Origin of the sequence: Merdimmobilis hominis (assembly GCF_016901855.1) — a bacterium.
GTDB lineage: Bacteria > Bacillota > Clostridia > Oscillospirales > Ruminococcaceae > Paludihabitans.
In genome coordinates this window covers 105,513-123,863 of sequence record NZ_JACJKY010000001.1, presented here as the reverse complement: position 1 = coordinate 123,863, position 18,351 = coordinate 105,513, and the positions used below count along the sequence as shown (strand labels likewise).

24 protein-coding genes and 1 tRNA gene are annotated in these 18,351 nt (G+C 47.3%); 12 read left to right on the top strand and 13 right to left on the bottom strand.

What is annotated here, in order from left to right; all coding sequences use genetic code 11:
* Window positions 1-287: 287 nt before the first annotated feature.
* Entirely contained in the window at window positions 288-1,583 is a 1,296-nt protein-coding gene (locus tag H6A12_RS00660) for an alpha-L-fucosidase (RefSeq protein WP_204443682.1), read from the bottom strand.
* Between the two features lie 114 nt (window positions 1,584-1,697).
* Here H6A12_RS00660 and H6A12_RS00655 point away from each other — a divergent pair, with 114 nt between their 5' ends.
* Entirely contained in the window at window positions 1,698-2,024 is a 327-nt protein-coding gene (locus H6A12_RS00655) for an MGMT family protein (RefSeq protein WP_204443680.1), read from the top strand.
* Window positions 2,021-2,581, top strand: a complete 561-nt coding sequence (locus H6A12_RS13555; RefSeq protein ID WP_204443678.1) for a GNAT family N-acetyltransferase — start codon at window positions 2,021-2,023, stop codon at window positions 2,579-2,581. The genes H6A12_RS00655 and H6A12_RS13555 overlap by 4 nt, the downstream gene beginning before the upstream one ends.
* Window positions 2,582-2,594: 13 nt before the next feature.
* Here H6A12_RS13555 and H6A12_RS00645 read toward each other — a convergent pair whose 3' ends face one another.
* The 5 genes from H6A12_RS00645 to H6A12_RS00630 are packed head-to-tail and all read right to left on the bottom strand — an operon-like array spanning window position 2,595 to window position 6,329.
* Complete coding sequence (locus H6A12_RS00645) at window positions 2,595-3,614, bottom strand: pyruvate formate lyase family protein (RefSeq protein ID WP_204443675.1); 1,020 nt, start codon at window positions 3,612-3,614, stop codon at window positions 2,595-2,597.
* Complete coding sequence (locus H6A12_RS00640; RefSeq protein ID WP_204443673.1) at window positions 3,611-5,143, bottom strand: xylulokinase; 1,533 nt, start codon at window positions 5,141-5,143, stop codon at window positions 3,611-3,613. The genes H6A12_RS00645 and H6A12_RS00640 overlap by 4 nt, the downstream gene beginning before the upstream one ends.
* A 14-nt stretch (window positions 5,144-5,157) precedes the next feature.
* Window positions 5,158-5,481, bottom strand: coding sequence for a hypothetical protein (locus tag H6A12_RS00635; RefSeq protein WP_204443671.1), 324 nt, complete (start codon window positions 5,479-5,481; stop codon window positions 5,158-5,160).
* The gene (locus H6A12_RS13550) at window positions 5,478-5,606 is read right to left on the bottom strand and encodes a hypothetical protein (protein ID WP_275955271.1); all 129 of its coding nucleotides are present in this window, start codon (window positions 5,604-5,606) and stop codon (window positions 5,478-5,480) included. Before H6A12_RS13550 ends, H6A12_RS00635 begins: the two co-directional genes overlap by 4 nt.
* A 15-nt stretch (window positions 5,607-5,621) precedes the next feature.
* Window positions 5,622-6,329 (bottom strand): GntR family transcriptional regulator, encoded by a 708-nt coding sequence (locus H6A12_RS00630; RefSeq protein WP_204443669.1) that lies wholly within the window; start codon window positions 6,327-6,329, stop codon window positions 5,622-5,624.
* A gap of 365 nt (window positions 6,330-6,694) precedes the next feature.
* Here H6A12_RS00630 and H6A12_RS00625 point away from each other — a divergent pair, with 365 nt between their 5' ends.
* The 3 genes from H6A12_RS00625 (at window position 6,695) to H6A12_RS00615 (ending at window position 9,408) form a co-directional block, all read left to right on the top strand.
* Entirely contained in the window at window positions 6,695-7,024 is a 330-nt protein-coding gene (locus tag H6A12_RS00625) for a hypothetical protein (RefSeq protein WP_204443667.1), read from the top strand.
* Between the two features lie 27 nt (window positions 7,025-7,051).
* Window positions 7,052-7,327, top strand: a complete 276-nt coding sequence (locus H6A12_RS00620; protein ID WP_204443665.1) for a hypothetical protein — start codon at window positions 7,052-7,054, stop codon at window positions 7,325-7,327.
* A 263-nt stretch (window positions 7,328-7,590) separates the two neighbouring features.
* The gene (locus tag H6A12_RS00615; RefSeq protein WP_204443663.1) at window positions 7,591-9,408 is read left to right on the top strand and encodes a phage major capsid protein; all 1,818 of its coding nucleotides are present in this window, start codon (window positions 7,591-7,593) and stop codon (window positions 9,406-9,408) included.
* 66 nt (window positions 9,409-9,474) lie between these two features.
* Here H6A12_RS00615 and H6A12_RS00610 read toward each other — a convergent pair whose 3' ends face one another.
* Both H6A12_RS00610 and H6A12_RS00605 read right to left on the bottom strand, forming a co-directional pair.
* Entirely contained in the window at window positions 9,475-10,635 is a 1,161-nt protein-coding gene (locus tag H6A12_RS00610; protein WP_204443660.1) for a tyrosine-type recombinase/integrase, read from the bottom strand.
* A 24-nt stretch (window positions 10,636-10,659) separates the two neighbouring features.
* Window positions 10,660-11,190 carry a helix-turn-helix domain-containing protein gene (locus H6A12_RS00605; protein WP_204443658.1) on the bottom strand — a complete coding sequence of 177 codons (531 nt, stop codon included), beginning with the start codon at window positions 11,188-11,190 and terminating at the stop codon, window positions 10,660-10,662.
* 126 nt (window positions 11,191-11,316) lie between these two features.
* Here H6A12_RS00605 and H6A12_RS00600 point away from each other — a divergent pair, with 126 nt between their 5' ends.
* The 7 genes from H6A12_RS00600 (at window position 11,317) to H6A12_RS00575 (ending at window position 13,584) form a co-directional block, all read left to right on the top strand.
* Window positions 11,317-11,514: a helix-turn-helix domain-containing protein gene (locus tag H6A12_RS00600; RefSeq protein ID WP_204443656.1), complete on the top strand. Its 198-nt coding sequence runs from the start codon at window positions 11,317-11,319 to the stop codon at window positions 11,512-11,514.
* 20 nt (window positions 11,515-11,534) lie between these two features.
* A complete protein-coding gene (locus tag H6A12_RS13545; protein WP_275955270.1) occupies window positions 11,535-11,669 on the top strand; it encodes a hypothetical protein in 135 nt (44 codons plus the stop codon).
* Complete coding sequence (locus H6A12_RS00595; protein WP_204443653.1) at window positions 11,666-11,836, top strand: hypothetical protein; 171 nt, start codon at window positions 11,666-11,668, stop codon at window positions 11,834-11,836. Before H6A12_RS13545 ends, H6A12_RS00595 begins: the two co-directional genes overlap by 4 nt.
* Before the next feature lie 3 nt (window positions 11,837-11,839).
* Window positions 11,840-12,103, top strand: coding sequence for a hypothetical protein (locus tag H6A12_RS00590; RefSeq protein ID WP_204443651.1), 264 nt, complete (start codon window positions 11,840-11,842; stop codon window positions 12,101-12,103).
* Window positions 12,104-12,155: 52 nt separating this feature from the next.
* On the top strand, window positions 12,156-12,368 hold the full coding sequence (locus H6A12_RS00585; RefSeq protein WP_204443649.1) for a hypothetical protein: 213 nt from the start codon (window positions 12,156-12,158) through the stop codon (window positions 12,366-12,368).
* A gap of 17 nt (window positions 12,369-12,385) precedes the next feature.
* Window positions 12,386-12,592: a hypothetical protein gene (locus H6A12_RS00580; protein ID WP_204443647.1), complete on the top strand. Its 207-nt coding sequence runs from the start codon at window positions 12,386-12,388 to the stop codon at window positions 12,590-12,592.
* 236 nt (window positions 12,593-12,828) lie between these two features.
* A complete protein-coding gene (locus H6A12_RS00575) occupies window positions 12,829-13,584 on the top strand; it encodes a rolling circle replication-associated protein (RefSeq protein ID WP_204443645.1) in 756 nt (251 codons plus the stop codon).
* Window positions 13,585-13,784: 200 nt separating this feature from the next.
* Here the strand turns inward: H6A12_RS00575 and H6A12_RS00570 are convergent.
* The 5 genes from H6A12_RS00570 to H6A12_RS00550 form a co-directional block, all read right to left on the bottom strand.
* Window positions 13,785-13,858 (bottom strand) — tRNA-Gly (locus H6A12_RS00570).
* A 406-nt stretch (window positions 13,859-14,264) separates the two neighbouring features.
* Complete coding sequence (locus tag H6A12_RS00565; RefSeq protein ID WP_204443643.1) at window positions 14,265-15,785, bottom strand: DUF4127 family protein; 1,521 nt, start codon at window positions 15,783-15,785, stop codon at window positions 14,265-14,267.
* A gap of 16 nt (window positions 15,786-15,801) precedes the next feature.
* The gene (locus tag H6A12_RS00560) at window positions 15,802-16,392 is read right to left on the bottom strand and encodes an HD domain-containing protein (protein WP_204443641.1); all 591 of its coding nucleotides are present in this window, start codon (window positions 16,390-16,392) and stop codon (window positions 15,802-15,804) included.
* A gap of 24 nt (window positions 16,393-16,416) precedes the next feature.
* Entirely contained in the window at window positions 16,417-17,103 is a 687-nt protein-coding gene (locus H6A12_RS00555; protein WP_204443639.1) for an N-acetylmannosamine-6-phosphate 2-epimerase, read from the bottom strand.
* Between the two features lie 144 nt (window positions 17,104-17,247).
* Window positions 17,248-18,306, bottom strand: coding sequence for an NAD-dependent epimerase/dehydratase family protein (locus H6A12_RS00550; RefSeq protein WP_204443637.1), 1,059 nt, complete (start codon window positions 18,304-18,306; stop codon window positions 17,248-17,250).
* Between the last annotated feature and the right edge of the window lie 45 nt (window positions 18,307-18,351).

Here is an 18,351-nt window from a genome sequence, read left to right as displayed (position 1 = left end):
TCTGAACATAGACACCCATCTCCTGCAGCTTTCACATTTTTTCTTTTATTGCAAATATGCATGAATTACGTACTCATAAATTCAAATGCACGTTGGCAGCGCGGAGCGTTATACATGCAGCAAAACAGACATAAAAAAACCGCCTATTCTATCGAAAGAATAAACGGCTTGATAAAGAGAAGTGTATGGGTAGTCCAGGCATACAATGATTTATATATAATTTTAATATCGCTGCAAATCAAACAAAACCTGCAAAGCAGTTCCTTCGCAGGTTTTGTTATCCGTTTTTAATATTCAATTTTTACAACGGTATCCACTTCATCCGGAAGGTGCGGTGTTGCGCTCAGTTCAACAAATGCAATATCCGGATAGTTTCCGACTGTCCAGTACTGCGCAATTTTCAGTTCGCTTCCATCCGAAAGCAGTCGCATGCGTTTCACACGGTCTTTTTCAATGCCGTAAAGCGGAACAAAGCCGATGGAGTTTTCCATCACATGATAGTAAATTGTGTTGCCGTTTTGCGTGATTCTTCCGTTTTCCGGTTTGGGCAGATCGCTTTTTGTGCATCCGACAATACTTTCACTGTTTTTCTTCATCCACGCGCCGATTTCTTTTAAGATCTGTACGCTTTCATCCGGGATGTTGCCTTTTGCATCCGGGCCAACATTCAGCAGCAGGTTGCCGCCTTTGCTGACGCACTCGACCAGCTTTTTAATGAGCATCGGTGCCGGTTTAAAGTTTTTATCTTTTGCGTTGTAACCCCAGTTGTTGTTCATTGTAACGCAGGCTTCCCAAACGAGCGGACGACCGAGATTATCAATCAGTCCATTCGGCGGAATGATCTGCTCCGGGCTCACAAAATCGCCGCTGTACACGTTCGGATTTTCCGTTGCAAGCGAACCGAATCCCTCGCCGCTCACTTCCAGGCGGTTATCAAGAATAATATCCGGCTGCAAACTGCGCACCATGTTGACAAGCTCAGTCGCTTTCCATTTTTCGCCGGTCATTTCGCCGTATGAGAAATCAAACCACATGACGTCGATTTTTCCGTAGTTTTCGCAAAGCTCGCGGACCTGTCCGTGCATATAGGTGAGATAGCGGTCAAAATCACGGTTTTCATTCGAGCACTCCGGATGATTACGCATCGGATGATGCCAGTCGCCGTAATGCGGGAAATCCGGATGATGCCAGTCAATCAGCGAATAATATAAGCCCACCTTAATGCCCTCTGCACGGAACGCATCCAGGTATTCGCGTACCAAATCGCGTCCGGCTTTCGTGTTTGTGCACTTATAATCCGTAAGTTTTGAATCAAACAGGCAGAATCCGTCGTGATGTTTTGCAGTCAGAACGGCGTACTTCATGCCGGCTTCTTTTGCAAGGCATGCCCATTTTTTCGGGTCATAATCGACCGGATCAAATTCATTAAAAAACGGCTCGTAATCTTCAATGGTCAATTCCTCTGTGGAACGAACCCATTCTCCTCTTGCCGGGATCGCATAAAGTCCCCAGTGAATAAACATGCCAAACCGGTCGTGCTGATACCATTCGACACGTTTTTCGTAAGCATTTCTATCGAACATAGTCAAAAAACTCCTTTCGGATTTTTAAATTCTATCGACATTATACCGTTCTTTTTTCTGTACTGCAAGTCTTTTTTGTGATATACTCAAAACAAACGGAAAGGAAGATGTACCATGGCAAACGGCGCTGTTTTTCAAAAGATTTATCAAATCGTCAAACAAATCCCCAAAGGAAAGGTAACCACTTACGGACAAATTGCACTGCTTTGCGGCAATCCCAGAATGTCGCGTGTTGTGGGATATGCGCTTCATGTCAATCCGGAGCCGGGAGTGATCCCCTGCCATCGTGTGGTCAATCGGTTCGGCGGTTTAAGCAGTGCATTTGCATTCGGCGGCATCAACGAACAGCGCTTACTCTTAGAAGCAGAAGGCGTATATGTCCGGCCGGATGAAACAGTCGATTTATCCGTTTATTTTTGGGCAGGAGGCGAAACGGAGTGATTGAGATTGTAAAACAGAATATTACCGAACACACCGGTGAAACATATCGGTTTGAATATCAGACACAGCATTATTTTCATCCTGCCGTTACACAGTCGGCAAACGGATTTTCTGTTTCGTTTGAGCGGTGCGCGTTTGCATCCAAGGAATTTCGCGGATTTGAATCTGCGCTCAATCAGCCGTTTTTGGAAAATCCTTCGCTCTTTTTTGCTTATGACGAGCAAAAGCGTCACATCGGACTGATTGAATTAAGCCGTGAATCATGGAACAACCGTCTGCGTGTTAGCAACTTACTGGTATTCCCTTCTGTCAGACATCAGGGAGTGGGAACCATGCTCATGAATACCGCAAAACATATTGCACGTACAGAAGGATTCCGCGGAATTGTTTTGGAAACACAAAGCTGCAACGAAAATGCCATTTCATTTTATTTAAAAAACGGATTTTGCTTCATCGGCTGTGATCTATGCGCTTATTCCGATGAAGATATCAAAAAGCATGAGGTTCGCATTGAATTGTTTTGGAAAACAAATTCGTGCGAACCCCTTTGCGTATAGTCATTGTAAGCTGTTACGCAACGCGTGCAATCATCTCGTCCTGCAGTTCTTTGGGCAGATCGACAAAATGCGCCGAAACGCCCCACAGCCGCACGATCAGGTCTTTATATTTCTCCGGTTCGCGCTGTGCGGCTTTTAGGTCTTCGACATTCAGCACATTTGGCTGATGCTGCATGCCGCCCTGATGAAAATAGGTGCGCAGCAGCGTTTTGAACACTTCTTTTCCGCCTGTTCCCTCAAATACCGAGGAATAGTAGTTGACCATGACGCAGAAATTCCACTGCACGTCAAACGAACAAAGCTTGCTTGCCGACAACAGCGCCGCTGTCGGTCCGTTTTGCATCGTGCCGCTTTCCGGCGTCAGTGTCACCGCCACCGGCGCGCCTGCATATCTGCCCTCCGGTGTCGCCATGAGCGCAGCACCTGTGGGAACCGGATGCGGCTGATGAATGCCGCCTAACTGCTTGCCGCCTGACGCGCTCTCATACGCTGTCGCCTGTGTCAAGCAAAAGCCGAGCAGGTCTTTTGCGATCGCATCGACATAATCGTCGTCATTGCCCCATTTGGGCGCATTCCAAAGCACATGACGCATCAAAGACTGCTCTGGTGTCTGGTAGTTCTCCACACACGCCTGCACGACGTCCGAAAGCGAATACTGCTTTTCATCGTAGACGACCTTTTTGATTGCCGCAAGCGAATTGATCGCTTCGGTGGCGGTGCCGATCATCAGTCCTTTTTCCTTGATCGGATAGCTTTCATACACCATATCGACCGCCGCGTCGATGGTGCCGTGATACAGCGCGCTCAAATACGGAAGCGGACACATCGGGCTTCTGCCGTACCAGTCAATCGGCGCGCCCTGCTTGATTTCATCAAAATACGCCTGATACTTCCCGTCCCGATACAAAAAGAGATGACGCTGTGCCTTTTGAAACGATGCGTTCATGGAAGCGAGCGTATCGGCGAGTTCTTCTTTAAACGCTTCCATCAGCGATGCAAACGAGTCAAATGTAAACGCATTCATTGCTGTCATTCCTCTCTTGCTGATTGTGTCTGCATCAAATCGTAAAGATCACAAAGCGTCTGTGTCACGGTTCGATACAACAAAAGCCGCTTTTGATAATAAGGCACCTGTGCGCGCGCGGGCGTTTCCCTGCCCTGCACCACATGGAGCGTTTTCACATGCTCAAACGAATCCCACAAACCTGCGCCGACAGCGGCAATCACCGCCGCGCCCAGACTGCCGGTATCCTGACCGATATTTGTGGTGATGATGGTCTTTTCGTAAATATCGGCAAACAGTGTGCGCCACACCGCGCTTTTGGCGCCGCCGCCAACCATGAGCATCTCATCGCGGATCGGAACATACTGCATGAGTACATCAAGCGCAAGCTTTAAATGAAAGCACACGCCCTCCAATACCGCACGCGCGATATCCGCCCGTGTATGCCGCAAATCCAAGCCGAGCAGCGTTCCTTTTAAATGGACACTCGCATCCAGCAGACTGCCGCCTGCCAATGACGGAACGAAAAACAATCCGTCCGCGCCCGGCTCACTGCTTTTTGCCATGCGGTCGATCTCCTCATAGGGATTCGCTTCTCCCTGCGCAAGATCATAAAAGAACTGGTCCTTTGCCCACTTTAGGCTGTTGCCTGCCGAAAAAATCGCGGTGGCAGACACGTATTTTCCCGGGATGCAGTGCGCAAACACATAGGGACGCTTCTCCTGATCGATCACCGGCTCATCGCTTGCGACCGCAATCCAAGCGGATGTTCCAAGGCTCGTATACACATCCCCGTTTTCAATGCACGCCGCGCCAAGCGCCATGCACGCATTATCGACGCCGCCTGCACACACCTTTGTATCCACAGAAAGGCCAAGCGCTTGTGCCGCTTCTGGCAAAAGCGTCCCGATCACCGTCGTACTATCCACAATGGGTGGCAGTTTGTCAGGGTCAATGCCGCTTGCCTTGATATACGCTGCAATATAGCCGTGTTCTTTAAGCGAATAGACGCCGCTTCCCGACGCATAACTGTGATCCGTACACAGCACGCCTGTCATTTTATAGTTTAGATAGTCCTTTGTGCCGATAAACGACTGACAGCGTTCATACCGCTCGGGCTCATGGTCGCGCATCCACATGATTTTAAAAATACTGTATAAATGCGCGGGAAAGCCGTTGCCCGTTTCTTGATACCAGCGTTTTTCGTCAATCGTTTCAAAAAACGCATGCGCCTGTGCTGTCGCCCGCGCATCATTCCAAATCGGGACAAGTGAACGCAGCAGTGTGCCGTCATATCCGATCGGTACAACGCCTAAACTATGTCCCGAAACGGCAAGCGCTTTGATCTCCGTATTGGAAACGCCGGTATCGTTTATCAGCTTTTTCGTAGACTGCACCGCCGCATTCCACCAGTCCTCCGGTTTTTGCTCCCGATACTCCTTTGCGGAATAGTATGTTTGATAGTCGGTAAACACATAGCCCTTCGACTGACCGGTTTTGTCAAACAGGCTCGTTTTCAATTCGCCCGTTCCCAGATCATATGCCAATAGATACTCCATCGCTCAACCTCCGGTTATGCGTTCGCTTGTGCCCGCATGACTTCCTCAAACGCCAATGTCCCTGCGCCGAGCGCCGCTGCTTCCTCCATGATGCGAATGGCGCTGCGAATCCCGATGCCAAAGCGGCTGCATCCCGCCTCTGTCATCTCAAAAATCGTCCGCAGGTCACGCACGCCGCCTGCCGCTTTGATCTTCGCCGCGTCGCCGATCGTCTGTTTAATCAAACGGATCGTTTCCACCGTCGTCGGCTTTCCTGCCCATCCGGTTCCCGTTTTGACATAGGCAACGCCTGCCTGCACGGCGATTTCAGCGCCTCGTTTGATTTCATCGTCTGTCAAATACGCGATCTCCAGAATACTTTTGACCGGTCTGCCGCCGCCACCAGCTCGTCGATCTCCTGTTCGGTGACGTCTGTGCGAACCGCACTGATGTCAATCATTCTTTGGATGTCTGACAGTTTCATGATTCGTTTCTCCTTTTACAGCACACTTTGATATTTATAATAGCTTGCCAAAATCTTGACATCGTCCATCTCAACAATCTCACTGCCCGAATAACAAATGCGATGCACCGTAAGCAGTGCGGTCTGCGGCTCGGTTTGCAGCGCGCTTGCCTCCTCAAACGTTGCGTTGCATGCGCTGATCCGGTCGTTTAACCCTGTAATCGCAATCTGGTACCGTTCACTCAAATATTGATAGAGTGATAAAATCGGTTCCTTTTCCTCAAACAGGCCGGGCACCTTTTTTTCCGGAATATAGTTTTTTGCAATCGTAATCGGAATGTCATTTGCCGTTTGAATCCGGTTGATCACCAGCACCGGCTCGCCTTCTAAAATCTGAAGTTCCTTTGCCAAAAACGCATCCGCTTTGATGCGCTGAATATAACTGCTTTTGACGCCTACCCGATATCCCATGTTCGCAAGCGTCTGTGACACAGAGGTCACCTGATTGAGCTTCTGCGCGGCTTTACTGCGGATCACTTCGGTTCCGTATCCCTGTTTGACGCTCACAAACTGATCTTTCATCAAGAGGTCTACCGCTTTTCGCACCGTGGTACGGCTGACGTCATATTCTTTTTCGAGCGCAGGCTCGGGCGGCAATAAGACGCCTACCGGGTAATAGCCGGTTTCGATCTTCTTGCGGATGTCCGAATAGACCCGTTTATAGATCGGTTGTTTTGCGGTCATAGAAGCAACCCCTCCTTTTTTAAAAAAATATGTATTAGATATGTTTGAGCGCATTGTACCATGAATATCACTCTTTGTCAACAAATATCCGCAAAACATCATGATGTATTTTTGTTTTGATATAAGAATAAAAGCCGCACTGCAAGTTATGCAGTACGGCTTTTATTGGAGCGAATAGCGGGAATCGAACCCGTTAAGATGTCAAAAACGTCATTTTGCATTCAACTGCAAACCCAGATAAATAGGCGTTTTTTGAGTGATTCTCTCAATGTTGTTTCGTCTTTTTTGGTGCTGTTTCGTAAAAACTACGGTAAAACTACGGCAAACTACGGCAAAAAAATTCGTTAAAATGAGCGGGTGAAAAAATGAATGGACGGGACTATATCATAGCGGCGTTTCGGTATTATGCAGCTGTAGAGAGCAAAAGAGCCGTTCCCAAAACAGCCGCAGAAAAGAAAGACGTGGAAGCCGTTGAACAAACCTTTTTCATTCTCAGGAAACAAAACAAAGAGCACATTGTAAATGCAGTGAAAGAAATATACTTCCCAGACGCAGGAAAGGCGGCAAAGCGCGAAACCTACGGGCTGCGCGTAAAGCGTGTGGCGTATGACACACCGACAACAGAAAGAACCGTGTACCGATGGATCAATAAAGCAGTTGAAATCTGCGCACGCTTCCGAGGCCTGAGAGTATAAAACAAAATGAAAAGGAGATCAGACAAAATGCAGAATGAAAAAGCAATGGAGCTACTCGACCATTTGCACGAATGGGTGAAAACACAACAGGAAGAAACATTCTGGGAATATGCAAAGCGCGTGAATCTGCGAATAATGCTGCTCGATCTGCCGCAGGAACAAAACGACGCGTTCATTCATGAAATTGTTTGCCTTGTGAAAATGGCACAAATGCAAGCGTTCCGGGACGGATTGAAACAAGGACGAGAAGAAGAAAGACAGCAGAACGATTCTGCGGAAGTCCCCCCCATTCAGACACCGTGAGCGGGTAGTTCCCGACCGGAAAGGGCCTATAGTCTTTCCTCTCCACGGGCACATGACCCCCCTGCCGATCAGATTTTCACGGACTTGTTCGGAGATATCCGGATTTTATCGGAATTATCAAAAAAGCATTTCAAAGCAGCTGACCGCCCGAAAAAAACGAGCGTTAGCCTATAAAAGCAGCCGTTTTCCCTGTTTAACGTGCGGCGTTATGCAGGCCGGGAGGATTGAAAGCGGAGCGAGCCAAACAAAAGGATGGTGAACACATGGACAAAAACAAAGAATTTCGCTCCTCTAACTGGGAAGCCGGAGAGAGCAACAAAATTTCGGGTTATGCTCTTGTGTTTGAGCAGAGAACCGTTTTATACAGTGACCCGCTCACCGGGTATGAATACGGCGAGATCATCGACAAAAACGCGCTTATGGATGCGGACCTTTCGGACGTTGTACTGCGATACGATCACCAAGGCCGCGTACTGGCGCGGACGCGAAACAATTCGCTTTCCCTGTCTGTCGATGAACACGGGCTTTTTATTTCCGCAGATATGAGCGGATCAGAAGAAGCGCGCAGCCTTTACGAAGATGTAAAGAGCGGGTTGGTTGATAAAATGTCGTTCGCGTTCGTCGCAGCCGGTGAGGAATGGGACGAAACAACGAGAACCCGCAGAATTACAAAGATTTCACGGTTGTATGACGTTTCTCTGGTAAGCTTCCCGGCGTATGAACAAACGGAAGTATTCGCACGGAATCAGTTTGAAGCACGCGCAGAAGCCGACAGAAACGAGTACAGAGCCGCCGAAACACGCAGCATTCTTGCGGATATTGAATCAAGAATGCGCAAATATGACAGCGTGCAGAACGCAGAACCAGAGGATTTCATGACCCGGGAGGAAGTCAAGAAAGCCAAAGAAAGAAACGCTGCTCTGCCGATGATTGCCCGCAAAAGAATTGACGAGCGCGACCCGATCTACAGGGAAATGCTCGAAATCCGTTCCCAGTGGGAAAGCACAGTCGGAAAACATGACGTAAAAAGAGCAAAAGACAATTTGCGCCGGTTCGCTGAGTTGGAAGTAGAACTGCGCGGCATTATCGAAAAAAGGCGAAAAGATGCCGCAGCGGTTGCCAACGGAAACGGCCAAACGATAGAAAAAGCGCCCCAACAAGCGCGCGGAAAGAGGGAGAAAATGGACAATATCGAATTAAGAGCATTTCAGAAATACATTTCCACCGGTACAATGAAGAACTTGACAACAGAAGAACGCGCAGGACTGAAAACAAGCGGCGCGGACGCTGTCATGCCGGTCGAAATCTTTAATCAGATGATTCGCAATGAAAAATACAGCGATCTTTTAAGCCGTGCAAACGTGATGTACATCACCGGTGCAGGCACGGTGAAAGTCCCGATTGCAAGCACCAATACAGCTACATGGAAAACGGAACTTGAAGCCGTGGGCGCCGATGCGCCTACCCTGTCGAGCCTTGACCTTGCAGGAAAAGAACTGATGCGTGCAATCCAGTACAGCGCAGCAGTGGAGCACATGACCGCCGAACAGTTTACGTCGTGGATGTCCGACACTTGCGCGGCCGAAGTGGTCGAAACGCTCGAAAGTACGTTTATCACAGGAAGTGAAGGCACTGCACCGCACAACGGCTTGCAGCACCTCACATGGACACCGAACACAAACGAAGTCGAGGTTTCCGGCTCAATCACAGCCGCAGACGTGGCAAAAGGTCTTTCCCTGTTGCCGCAGAAGTACGCAAGAAACGCAATTCTGCTCATGAACGCAAACACGGCATACAATACCGTAGGACTGTTCAAGGGCACGAATGAATATGCCTATAGCATGGCTGACGGTGCTTCCCACTTCATGAAAAAGGAAATCAACATTTCCGAATACTGCGCAGACAACGAAATTTACATTGTAGACCCGAAACAGCTTTATGTACGGTTTGCAATGAACCCGGTGATTGAGGTTGACCGTTCGGTCGGCTTCCTGTCTGCCGCAAATACAATGCGCTGTCTGACCGTGGTAGACTTTGCGTGGAATCCGTCTGCGTGCGTGCGCGTGGGCGTTTCCGCATAATGCAGTCAACTGCACAAATACACAAAAAGAGCGGGTTTTCCCCGCTCTTTTCTTTTTGTCCTGTAATTATGAAAGCTTGTGCCCGAGTTCCTTAGCAAATTGGCTTGACACCATCTGAGCGCGAGAAAATGCGTGTGCGTAAATGTTCATTGTCGTGCTCACCTGTGAATGCCCGAGCTGAAGCGAGATCGTTTTTGGATCGATGCCGGCCATAGCCAAAACCGTTGCGTGAAAATGCCGGAACATATGCACGCCGTAATACGGGAGATCATACCGCTCACAGAACCGTTTCAGCCAGTTGTTAATAGCTGTTGCCTGAAGCGGCTCACCCAGATCGTTGACGAATACCAGACCGGCTTCACGCGTGCCTTTTCTCTCCTGTTCCGCTTCCAGTACGGAGAGAACCGTGAAAACATCCTCACTGCACATGACGGTTCGTTTTGACTGATCTGTTTTCGGATCATCAAAGAATTTTCCTGTTTCCGGCGTGTAGGAAAGCGCCTGTTCAACCGAGATCAGATGCCGGGCATAGTCAACGTCACACCACCGAAGCCCGAGCATTTCCCCGCTGCGGAATCCGGTGTAAACCGCAACATAGAAAAACGCGCGGTATTTTGCGGAAACTTTCGGATCAGTGTCGAGTGCCGAAAGAAACCGTTGCATTTCATCCTGTGTATAGATTTTCTTTTCTGACTGTTTGATTTTCGGCTTTATCACGCTGTCACACGGGTTTGACTGTATGATTCCCTGCTGAACGGCATAGGAAAGCACCTCAGACAAAAACGAAATATAGTTGCGGATGGTTTTGTTTGTGAACGCTTCCCCGGTTCGCGGATTCGCCCCCGGCTGTGCCATAGCTGTGACAAACTGCTGAATCTTCCGCGCCGTCAGCTTCCCAAGCGGCACATGGCCGAGCGCCGGAAAAATGCGTTTTGTGAAGTCGCGGTAACTCTTGACCGTCCTCGTTTTCAGCTTGATGGGCGCGATTTCGTGTAAATAGGTTTCGCAGAACGCTTGAAACTTGACGTTTTTTACCGGTGTTTTGCCTTTACACTGGGATTCAAACAAAACCTTTTCCCTCTGCAGATCCTTTTCGTTCTGGGCTTTGGTCTTGTTCGGGTCAGGATGCCATGTTTTGGCGTGTACAATCTGCTTGCCGTTCGCGTCCAGACCGTCAGAAACACAAATGCGCACATTCCCGTTCTTATAAGGTTTAGTCCATGCCATTACAAGCACCCCGCTTTTTTAGTTTTAATCACGCGAAAAATATCTTTCTATCAAGTCACCGTTAAAACAATCATTAGAAAGTTTGAAGCTGTCTATATTCTCTAAAAACCAGTCGCAGCGGTTCATACATCGTTTGACCTCATGCAATATATAATCTTTTGCATATGGATGAAGCGGCGATAAATCTTCACTAAACATATCGAAATAAATCCCTTTTTGCTCCGCTTTCATTGAGATTGCATTTAACTGCTTTGAAAAATCTCTTATCATAAATGAAATTTCGGGAAATGATAAATATTTTTCATCGGGAGCAGGTTCAGAAGCGCGTTCCATTCGATTCGATATACCCAAAAGCCAATCAAGAGAAATATTAAAATATGATGCAATAGAAACTAACGTGCGGATGTCCGGTTCTCTCGTTCCTGTTTCATATCCGCTGACTGTGCGAGTAGAAATGTTCACACCCGTTATTTCAGATAATTTATGCGCAAGCTGTTCTTGCGTCATAGATGAATTTTGTCGAAGCTCTCGAAGTCTTGTTCCTACAACATTCATAATATCACCACCAAATTTATAATAGCGGAATGGAACAAAATGCGCAATAGATATTGACAAATAGAGCGAAATGAGCTATACTCCAATTAAACAATAGCTCATTTTGAGCCAAAAGGAGCGAAAAGCATGAAACTTGATGTATTAAAGTTTGAGTTGTTCCTTGCGAAAAGAGGAAAAACACAAAAGGAATTAGAGAAAAACATTTCAATGTCCTCATTGCGTAAAGCAAAGCGCGGAAATGACGTGACACCAAAAACAATCGGAAAGATTGCGGCCGCTCTGGGAGTTGAGCCGGAAGAAATCATAAAACCCGCCGTATCATAACCGGAAAGCGAGGGAGCACAATGAACAGCAGTATGAGCAGTATTCTTGTATGGATCGGCATTGCCGCCGCAGTCCTGCTTGAAACCTATCTTGCAAACGAGATCAGACACGAACTCAGACGCAGGAAGAAACAGAAAGGAGCGAAAGCACGATGAACGAAGCGGAAATTTCGGTGAAGCCGCGCCGGACACACCGGCACGCGCTGACCGAGCAGGAAAAAGCGTACATAAAAAGCTTTGCAGACCCGGAAACCGGCACAATCCCGTTTTTCCTCTATCTCAAGGCGTTAACCGATATCGCAAACCAGAAAGCCGAGGTGTAAAACATGATTATGCAGACAGCCCCCAAAATTCGCGGAATCAAAGAAGCAATTCAGGAATTGCGGATCATCGACCCGCACACAGCCGTAACGGAACATTCTTTGCGGATGGCCGTGAAGTCCGGCGCGCTTCCCTGCCGCTATGCAGGAAGAAAGGTTCTCATTTCCATGGAAACGCTGTTCGCCTACCTAAACGGCGTGGACAACCGCGCCGATCTGGAAGAAACCGACCGGCAAACGATCATACATCACATCAGAAATGCACGATAAAAAAACAAACCCGCATTCGAGCGGGTTCGTCAAAATAGAAAGGATGAAATACATGAAAAGAACGGAATGTAAATGTGTAGGAATCGAAAAGCTGTTCACACCGTTGGAGCAGCTGCGCTTCATTGCGGCGGCGCTGTCCGGCACGGCCGCGAACATTCAAGCGGGAAACATGCAGGGACGAGAAGCGGCCGACAGCGTCAGAATTTTGGTGCACATGCTTTCGCAGCAGTCGGAAATCCTTGAAGAATTACTTTTGCCATACTGAGAAAAGAGGTGCTTTTCATGCTATATAGAATCTGTCCAAACTGCGGCGCTGCGCTCGATCCGGGCGAAACGTGCGACTGCACAAAAGAAAAACAGCAATCAAGGCCGCAGACAAGCAACATTGAAAAGCTTGTCCACACGCTGAACAACAAGCAGCTTGATACACTATACCAAGTTGCAAAGGCGTTGTGCGAAGAACAAAGACGCTATCAAAAATACACTTGAAACATAGCCCCTTGCTTTCCGGAGCAAGGAAACGACCGGGCGGGTGACCGCCCTTTTTTGCACCTTTTTTTCTGCGCTTCCCGCCCGCAGGGCTTAAACGTGTTGAAAAATGTTAATATTCCCGCGCGCGCGTAAGGAGCGCAGCCGTCATATATTTTTGATTTTTCAAGGCTTCACGGCCTTTTGTGGTCTTGATAAATCAATTAAAACAAGAACGAAACGGAAGTGAAAAAGCTATGCCGCTGTATAAAAAAATAATCAAAGCCGGTGACGTTTTAGAACATGAAACATATTTTTCTGTTCGGGAACGTGGAAAGACAGTGCCCAGAGAGCCACGCAGAGCACCCACAACAGAAGCGCAAGCAAAGCTGAATGAAATAAACCGCATCAAACACTTTCGCCGCAAAATCAATGCGAATTTTGTTCCCGGCGATCTGTATTTGACGTTACCATATGCAGACGAACCGACCCCGGAAGAAGCAATGCGGTATCTGTCAAACTTCATTCGCCGAATCAATTACAGCAGGAAAAAAGCCAATCTTGAAAACGTGAAGTTTATAGCCGTCACGGAATACCAGGGAAAACGGCTGCATCATCATGTTATCATGTCGCGGATCAGCGCGGAAGAAGTAATAGCACAATGGGAAAAGACACCCGGAGCGGGTAACGTGGAAATTCAGACGCTTTACTCTCATGACACGGACTACAGCAATCTGGCCGACTATCTCATGAAAGAAACGCGCAGCCGCACCGGCAAACGATGGACGGAAAGCCGGAATCTTAAACAGCCGACTATTATTTATACGAACGCAAGCAAGCAGGACAAAAAAGCACTGCAAGGAGGCAAGCCATATATACCGAAAGGCTATACCCTCATCGAAGAAAACCGGGTTGCTAACGATATAACGGGCATTTCGTGCTATTTCAAGTACATAAAAAATGCCCGACTGTCAAACAGCCGGACACAAAATAAAAAGGGTAAAATACGATAAATATTATACCATGCTGAACCTGTTTTGTAAATAGACAAAATCCGAAAGGCATGATATAATATTTACAACGATAACGGTTTACAATGTGCCTTTACACTGAAAATGCAAAAACTACGGTAAAACTACGGTAAATCCGGAAAAACGGCAAAAACAAAGAACCGAAAAAGCCCGTATTTACTGGGTTTTCCGGCTCTAAATGATGGAGCGAATAGCGGGAATCGAACCCGTAACGCCAGCTTGGGAAGCTGGAGTTTTACCGTTAAACTATATTCGCAGGTACTGTGATATAATATAGCACAGCACCTTTGTTTTGTCAAGAAGTGGGAGAAACTCTCCTGCATATGCGATAAGGATATCGCAATGAATGTTACAATGAAATGATACCAAACGTGTTCAACACGGAGAAAATCAAAATTGCAACAATACACAGCGGTGCAACATATTTGATAATGACAACAAACATTAAAGATTGAAATGACTGTTTCAAACAATGATGATCGGAATAATCGAAGAAAGAACACCGACAAAAGAATACTTCCAGATATTTCTGAGTCCACCTGCGCTTCCGGCTGCCGCCAAAACGAACCCGGCGCGACCTGAAAATGTACTTCTCTTTGATAAAGATGCCTTAAGCATCCTCCTTTTAAAAATATCAATACTGACAGATCGTCGGTATTTTCTTACTCAAAACACACGTGGATCTCTGTTTCAAACATGCGGTTCCATGGCATTCTGCACGTCTTAAGCACCACATGATGTGTATCATCGCACAGCATTTGATCTGCAAATGCCTGCAATTTCTCTTTGACGATAGATGCAATCTGCCCTTCCTCGCCGTCCACCAAGAAATAATTAAGTCCTCGCTTTTGGAGTTCTTCTGTACAGACTTCACGCCGTACAAATGCCATATATCCGATATCCTCGAGATACCGTGCCGCAAGAAATTCTTCGTGCGCACGGCGCGGACCGTAGATGCAAAAAATCATTGCCATCGGAATCGTGGTTCCAAGCGTATTGGATGAGGTATTCCAACCTGCATACCCTGCAACAGAATAAAGAATTCCTTTTTCTTTCAGCAGTGAAAGCAGTTCCGGATCGCCGCCGTTTCCATATGCCACATCCGCAAAGCACACCGGTTTATGCAGTGTTTCCATTGCATATGCTGCATATTCCACCTGCTCGATCTGATTGCGGTATGCATCATATTCAATGCTGGGCGGAATCGGCTTGTCAATTCCGTGTTCTTTCGGATTACCGCCCGGCGTGTTGATCATCAGCACCAGATCTGCTTCCTGCACACTGGATGCAACCAGTCCGCCGGCTGCAAGAATCTGATATTTGATTGTTTCATTCACAAGCCGGTCTTCATAAAGCGGAATTACACTGCTGCCGAGCGCACTTGCATATTTGACATATACAAGCGGACGCACACCGTTTGCTTCATTGATCATACGCGCAATCAATGTATTCTCTACCGCGTCTGCATCCGGATACATGTAAACCGAAAGCTGTGTATGCGTGCTTCGAATATAGCTGCGCACAACCTGCTGATCTTTCGCTGTCAATCCATAAGGACTCGAATCATCCTGCGGCACAATCATAAAATCCAAAATGCCGTCCCGCACAAGATCAATCGCCATTTTGTTGATCTCGATGTTCTTTTCACGCCGGGAAAGATAGTCGTTTAAGTATTCCTGCGGCAAGCGGCGGCAAATATCGTCATACTCTTCCCGCTCTTCCTGCGTTTCAATCGAAAGCTCCATTTTGTGGCGGATCACGCCGTACCGATGAATTTCACGACCCCAATATTCATAGTAATCAGGCTCTTCATCGCCGCTTGAATAGCGCGGATTCCGCATAATCAGTGTAAAGCCAAACAGCTTTAATGACGGAAACGCTGCTTTTAAATCACGCAGACGTGCAATGCGGGCAGAAAGCACCGAAAGCGGGTCTTGATGAAGTCTGGACGCCAGAATACTCGAATAAACAAGCGCGTCAATCGAAATGACTGCACCATCGCAATCTGCCGCATTTTCATACAGCCAGTCAAAAATCCGATCAGGATCGCCGGGTGTCTTTTTCTTTCCGAGAATCGAAAGCGGCGGCAGTTTTACGGTGAAGTCCGTATCTTTCACCATCAAGGACTGATACTGATAATTACATGGACGCTCGTCCAGCGGAACAAGCAGAATCGTTTTCATTTGTCGTGCGCTCCTTTCATTCTTCTAAGGCGCCGATTTCAATACCATGCGCAACAATACGTTCTACAAGCGGCCAAAGTTCAGGGGTGGCTTGCTTCACCGGCGCCATTCGTTCATACACCTGTACGCTTTTTACATGCCCTTTGCGCCAGGTATGGCCGTTTGTCAAATGATTGTTGATGATTGGCTGCAATCGATCCAATGCAGCAGCAAAGCGTGAATCCGGTGTATCCATACGGTCAAATTCTTCAAACAATCCGCGGATTTCGTCCCGCTGATCGTCCGGAAGCATAGAAAACAGCCGGTCAGCCGCTTCCTGCTCACGTTTTTGCTTGTCGAGATTTCCCTGCACATCATAACAAAATGTATCGCCGGCATATACCTCAACCAAGTCGTGCACAAGCAGCATACGAACCACACGATCGACATCAATCGTTTCTGCTGCATATTCTTTTAATAACAGCGCCATCACTGCAATATGCCAGGAATGTTCTGCATCTGTTTCCCGGCGGGAACCATCTGCAATCAGTGTCTGCCGCTCAATGTTTTTCATTTTGTCGATCAAAATCAGGAAGTCAAGCTGTTTTTCAAATCGTTCCTGCGCCATCAAACTCTTTCCTTTCATCAAGCATTATTTGAGCGCTTCCACATACCGTTTTGTAATATCCATCGGACGGGTGATTGCCGTTCCGACAACAGCAGCCAGTACGCCGCAGTCAATCGCTCTGCGAAGCTGTTCAGGCGACCAGATTCCGCCTTCTGCGATAATACCGACATGAAGTTCAGCTGTCAATTTTTTGAGCAGATCAAAGTCGGGAATCTGCATACCTTTTGTGTTTTCCGTATATCCGCGAAGCGTTGTGCCCACCAAGTCAAACCCGATTTCCTGTGCATGAAGCGCTTCTTCAAACGTTGCACAGTCTGCCATAAACAGCTGATCCGGATATTTTTCCCGAACTTCTTTGAAAAACGCGTCAAGTGTTACGCCTTTTGTGCGAATTCGATCGGTTGCATCAGTTGCAATAATATCAACGCCGCATGCCACAAGTGCATCCACTTGTTCGATTGTCGGCGTAATCCGCACAGGGCTGTCGTCACAATCGTGCTTGATGATACCGATAATCGGAAGATCCACAAGCTTTTTCATCTCCGTGATATCTTCAACGGAATTTGCACGAATGCCAACAGCACCGCCCAGCATTGCCGCATATGCCATTCTTCCCATGATAAACGAACTGTGAAGCGGCTCTTCCGGAAGCGCCTGGCACGAAACGATCAATCCACCGCGAATTTTGTCAAATACTTCTGTCTTTTTCATTACACACACCCTTTAATGTATTAAAGAATTCAGATAACTATAGAATATCATGTTTTTTCATCGAATACAATCAATTTGGAAACTTTTTTTCCTAAGAAAAAACCACGCGAAGAATCACCTTTTTTCTCCGCGCGGTGGGTTTGTTTATCGCTGATATTGGAGTTTCTTTTGTTTTCGCTTGACAAGTGCTTTTTCTTTGATTCGATCCGTTTGCTTTAAAAATGAGGTCATGTCACGCAATGTATTTTCGAGCGGCCTTGGATGATAAAACAATGCATCATCTGCCTTCTTATGAGAAAACAGGCCGTTGCTTTCGAGTGTTTTCAAGGAATAAAGCGTATAGAGCGGCGGTTGTTTTAAACGGCGGTAGTACCATTCAGAAAGCGGTGCGGTCGCTTTTGCAAGCCACATCGGCAAAACTGTTTTGATTTTTTTGCCCTGTGACACCGATTGCAGCACATCCAAAAACGAACGGATTTCATAAAACCGATTCGACAGAATATAAGAACCGCCGTTTTCTCCGCGGTCAACGCACGAGATGATTCCTTTGGCTACATCACGCACATCGACAAAATCATAACCGCCTTTCACACAGGCATACAGCCTTCCGCTCAAATAATCAATCACAAGCTGTGTCAAATGCGCGTTTCCGTGATCTCCCGGACCAATGATTCCGGACGGATGCACAACGGAAACGGAAAATCCCGTTCCGCTTTGGCTCAGCACATATTTGGTTGCGATTGCTTTTGATTTTGCATACTGTCCGCGTACCAGATCAGGATCAAACACGTCAGATTCCGTGATTACTTCTCCGCGTTTTTTCTCGGGAATTGCATGAACAGAACTGACATAAATCATGCGCGGAACCTGATACTGCTTGCACATATGGACAATGTTCTGTGTTCCTTCTACATTCACCCGAAACAGCGCCGCATTGCTCTTAGACGAAATCGACACAATGCCGGCGGCATGAATCAGCACAGGAATTTGTGTTTGCGGATCATATGCAAAAAACGGAATCAGTGTACGCGGAATACAGACATCCCCTTCAATCAACTCAATATCTGTATGCAAAAAACGCGCATTTTGATCATTCGGCAGCACAAGTCCGCGAACCCGCTCGCCTTTTTGTGCAAGCATATTTGCAATTACACTGCCAAGGTGCCCTGCTGCTCCAGTAATCAGCCAAACACGTTCTTTCATTTTTGGCACCTCCAATCTTTCTGTCTTTATTATAGACTTCGATTG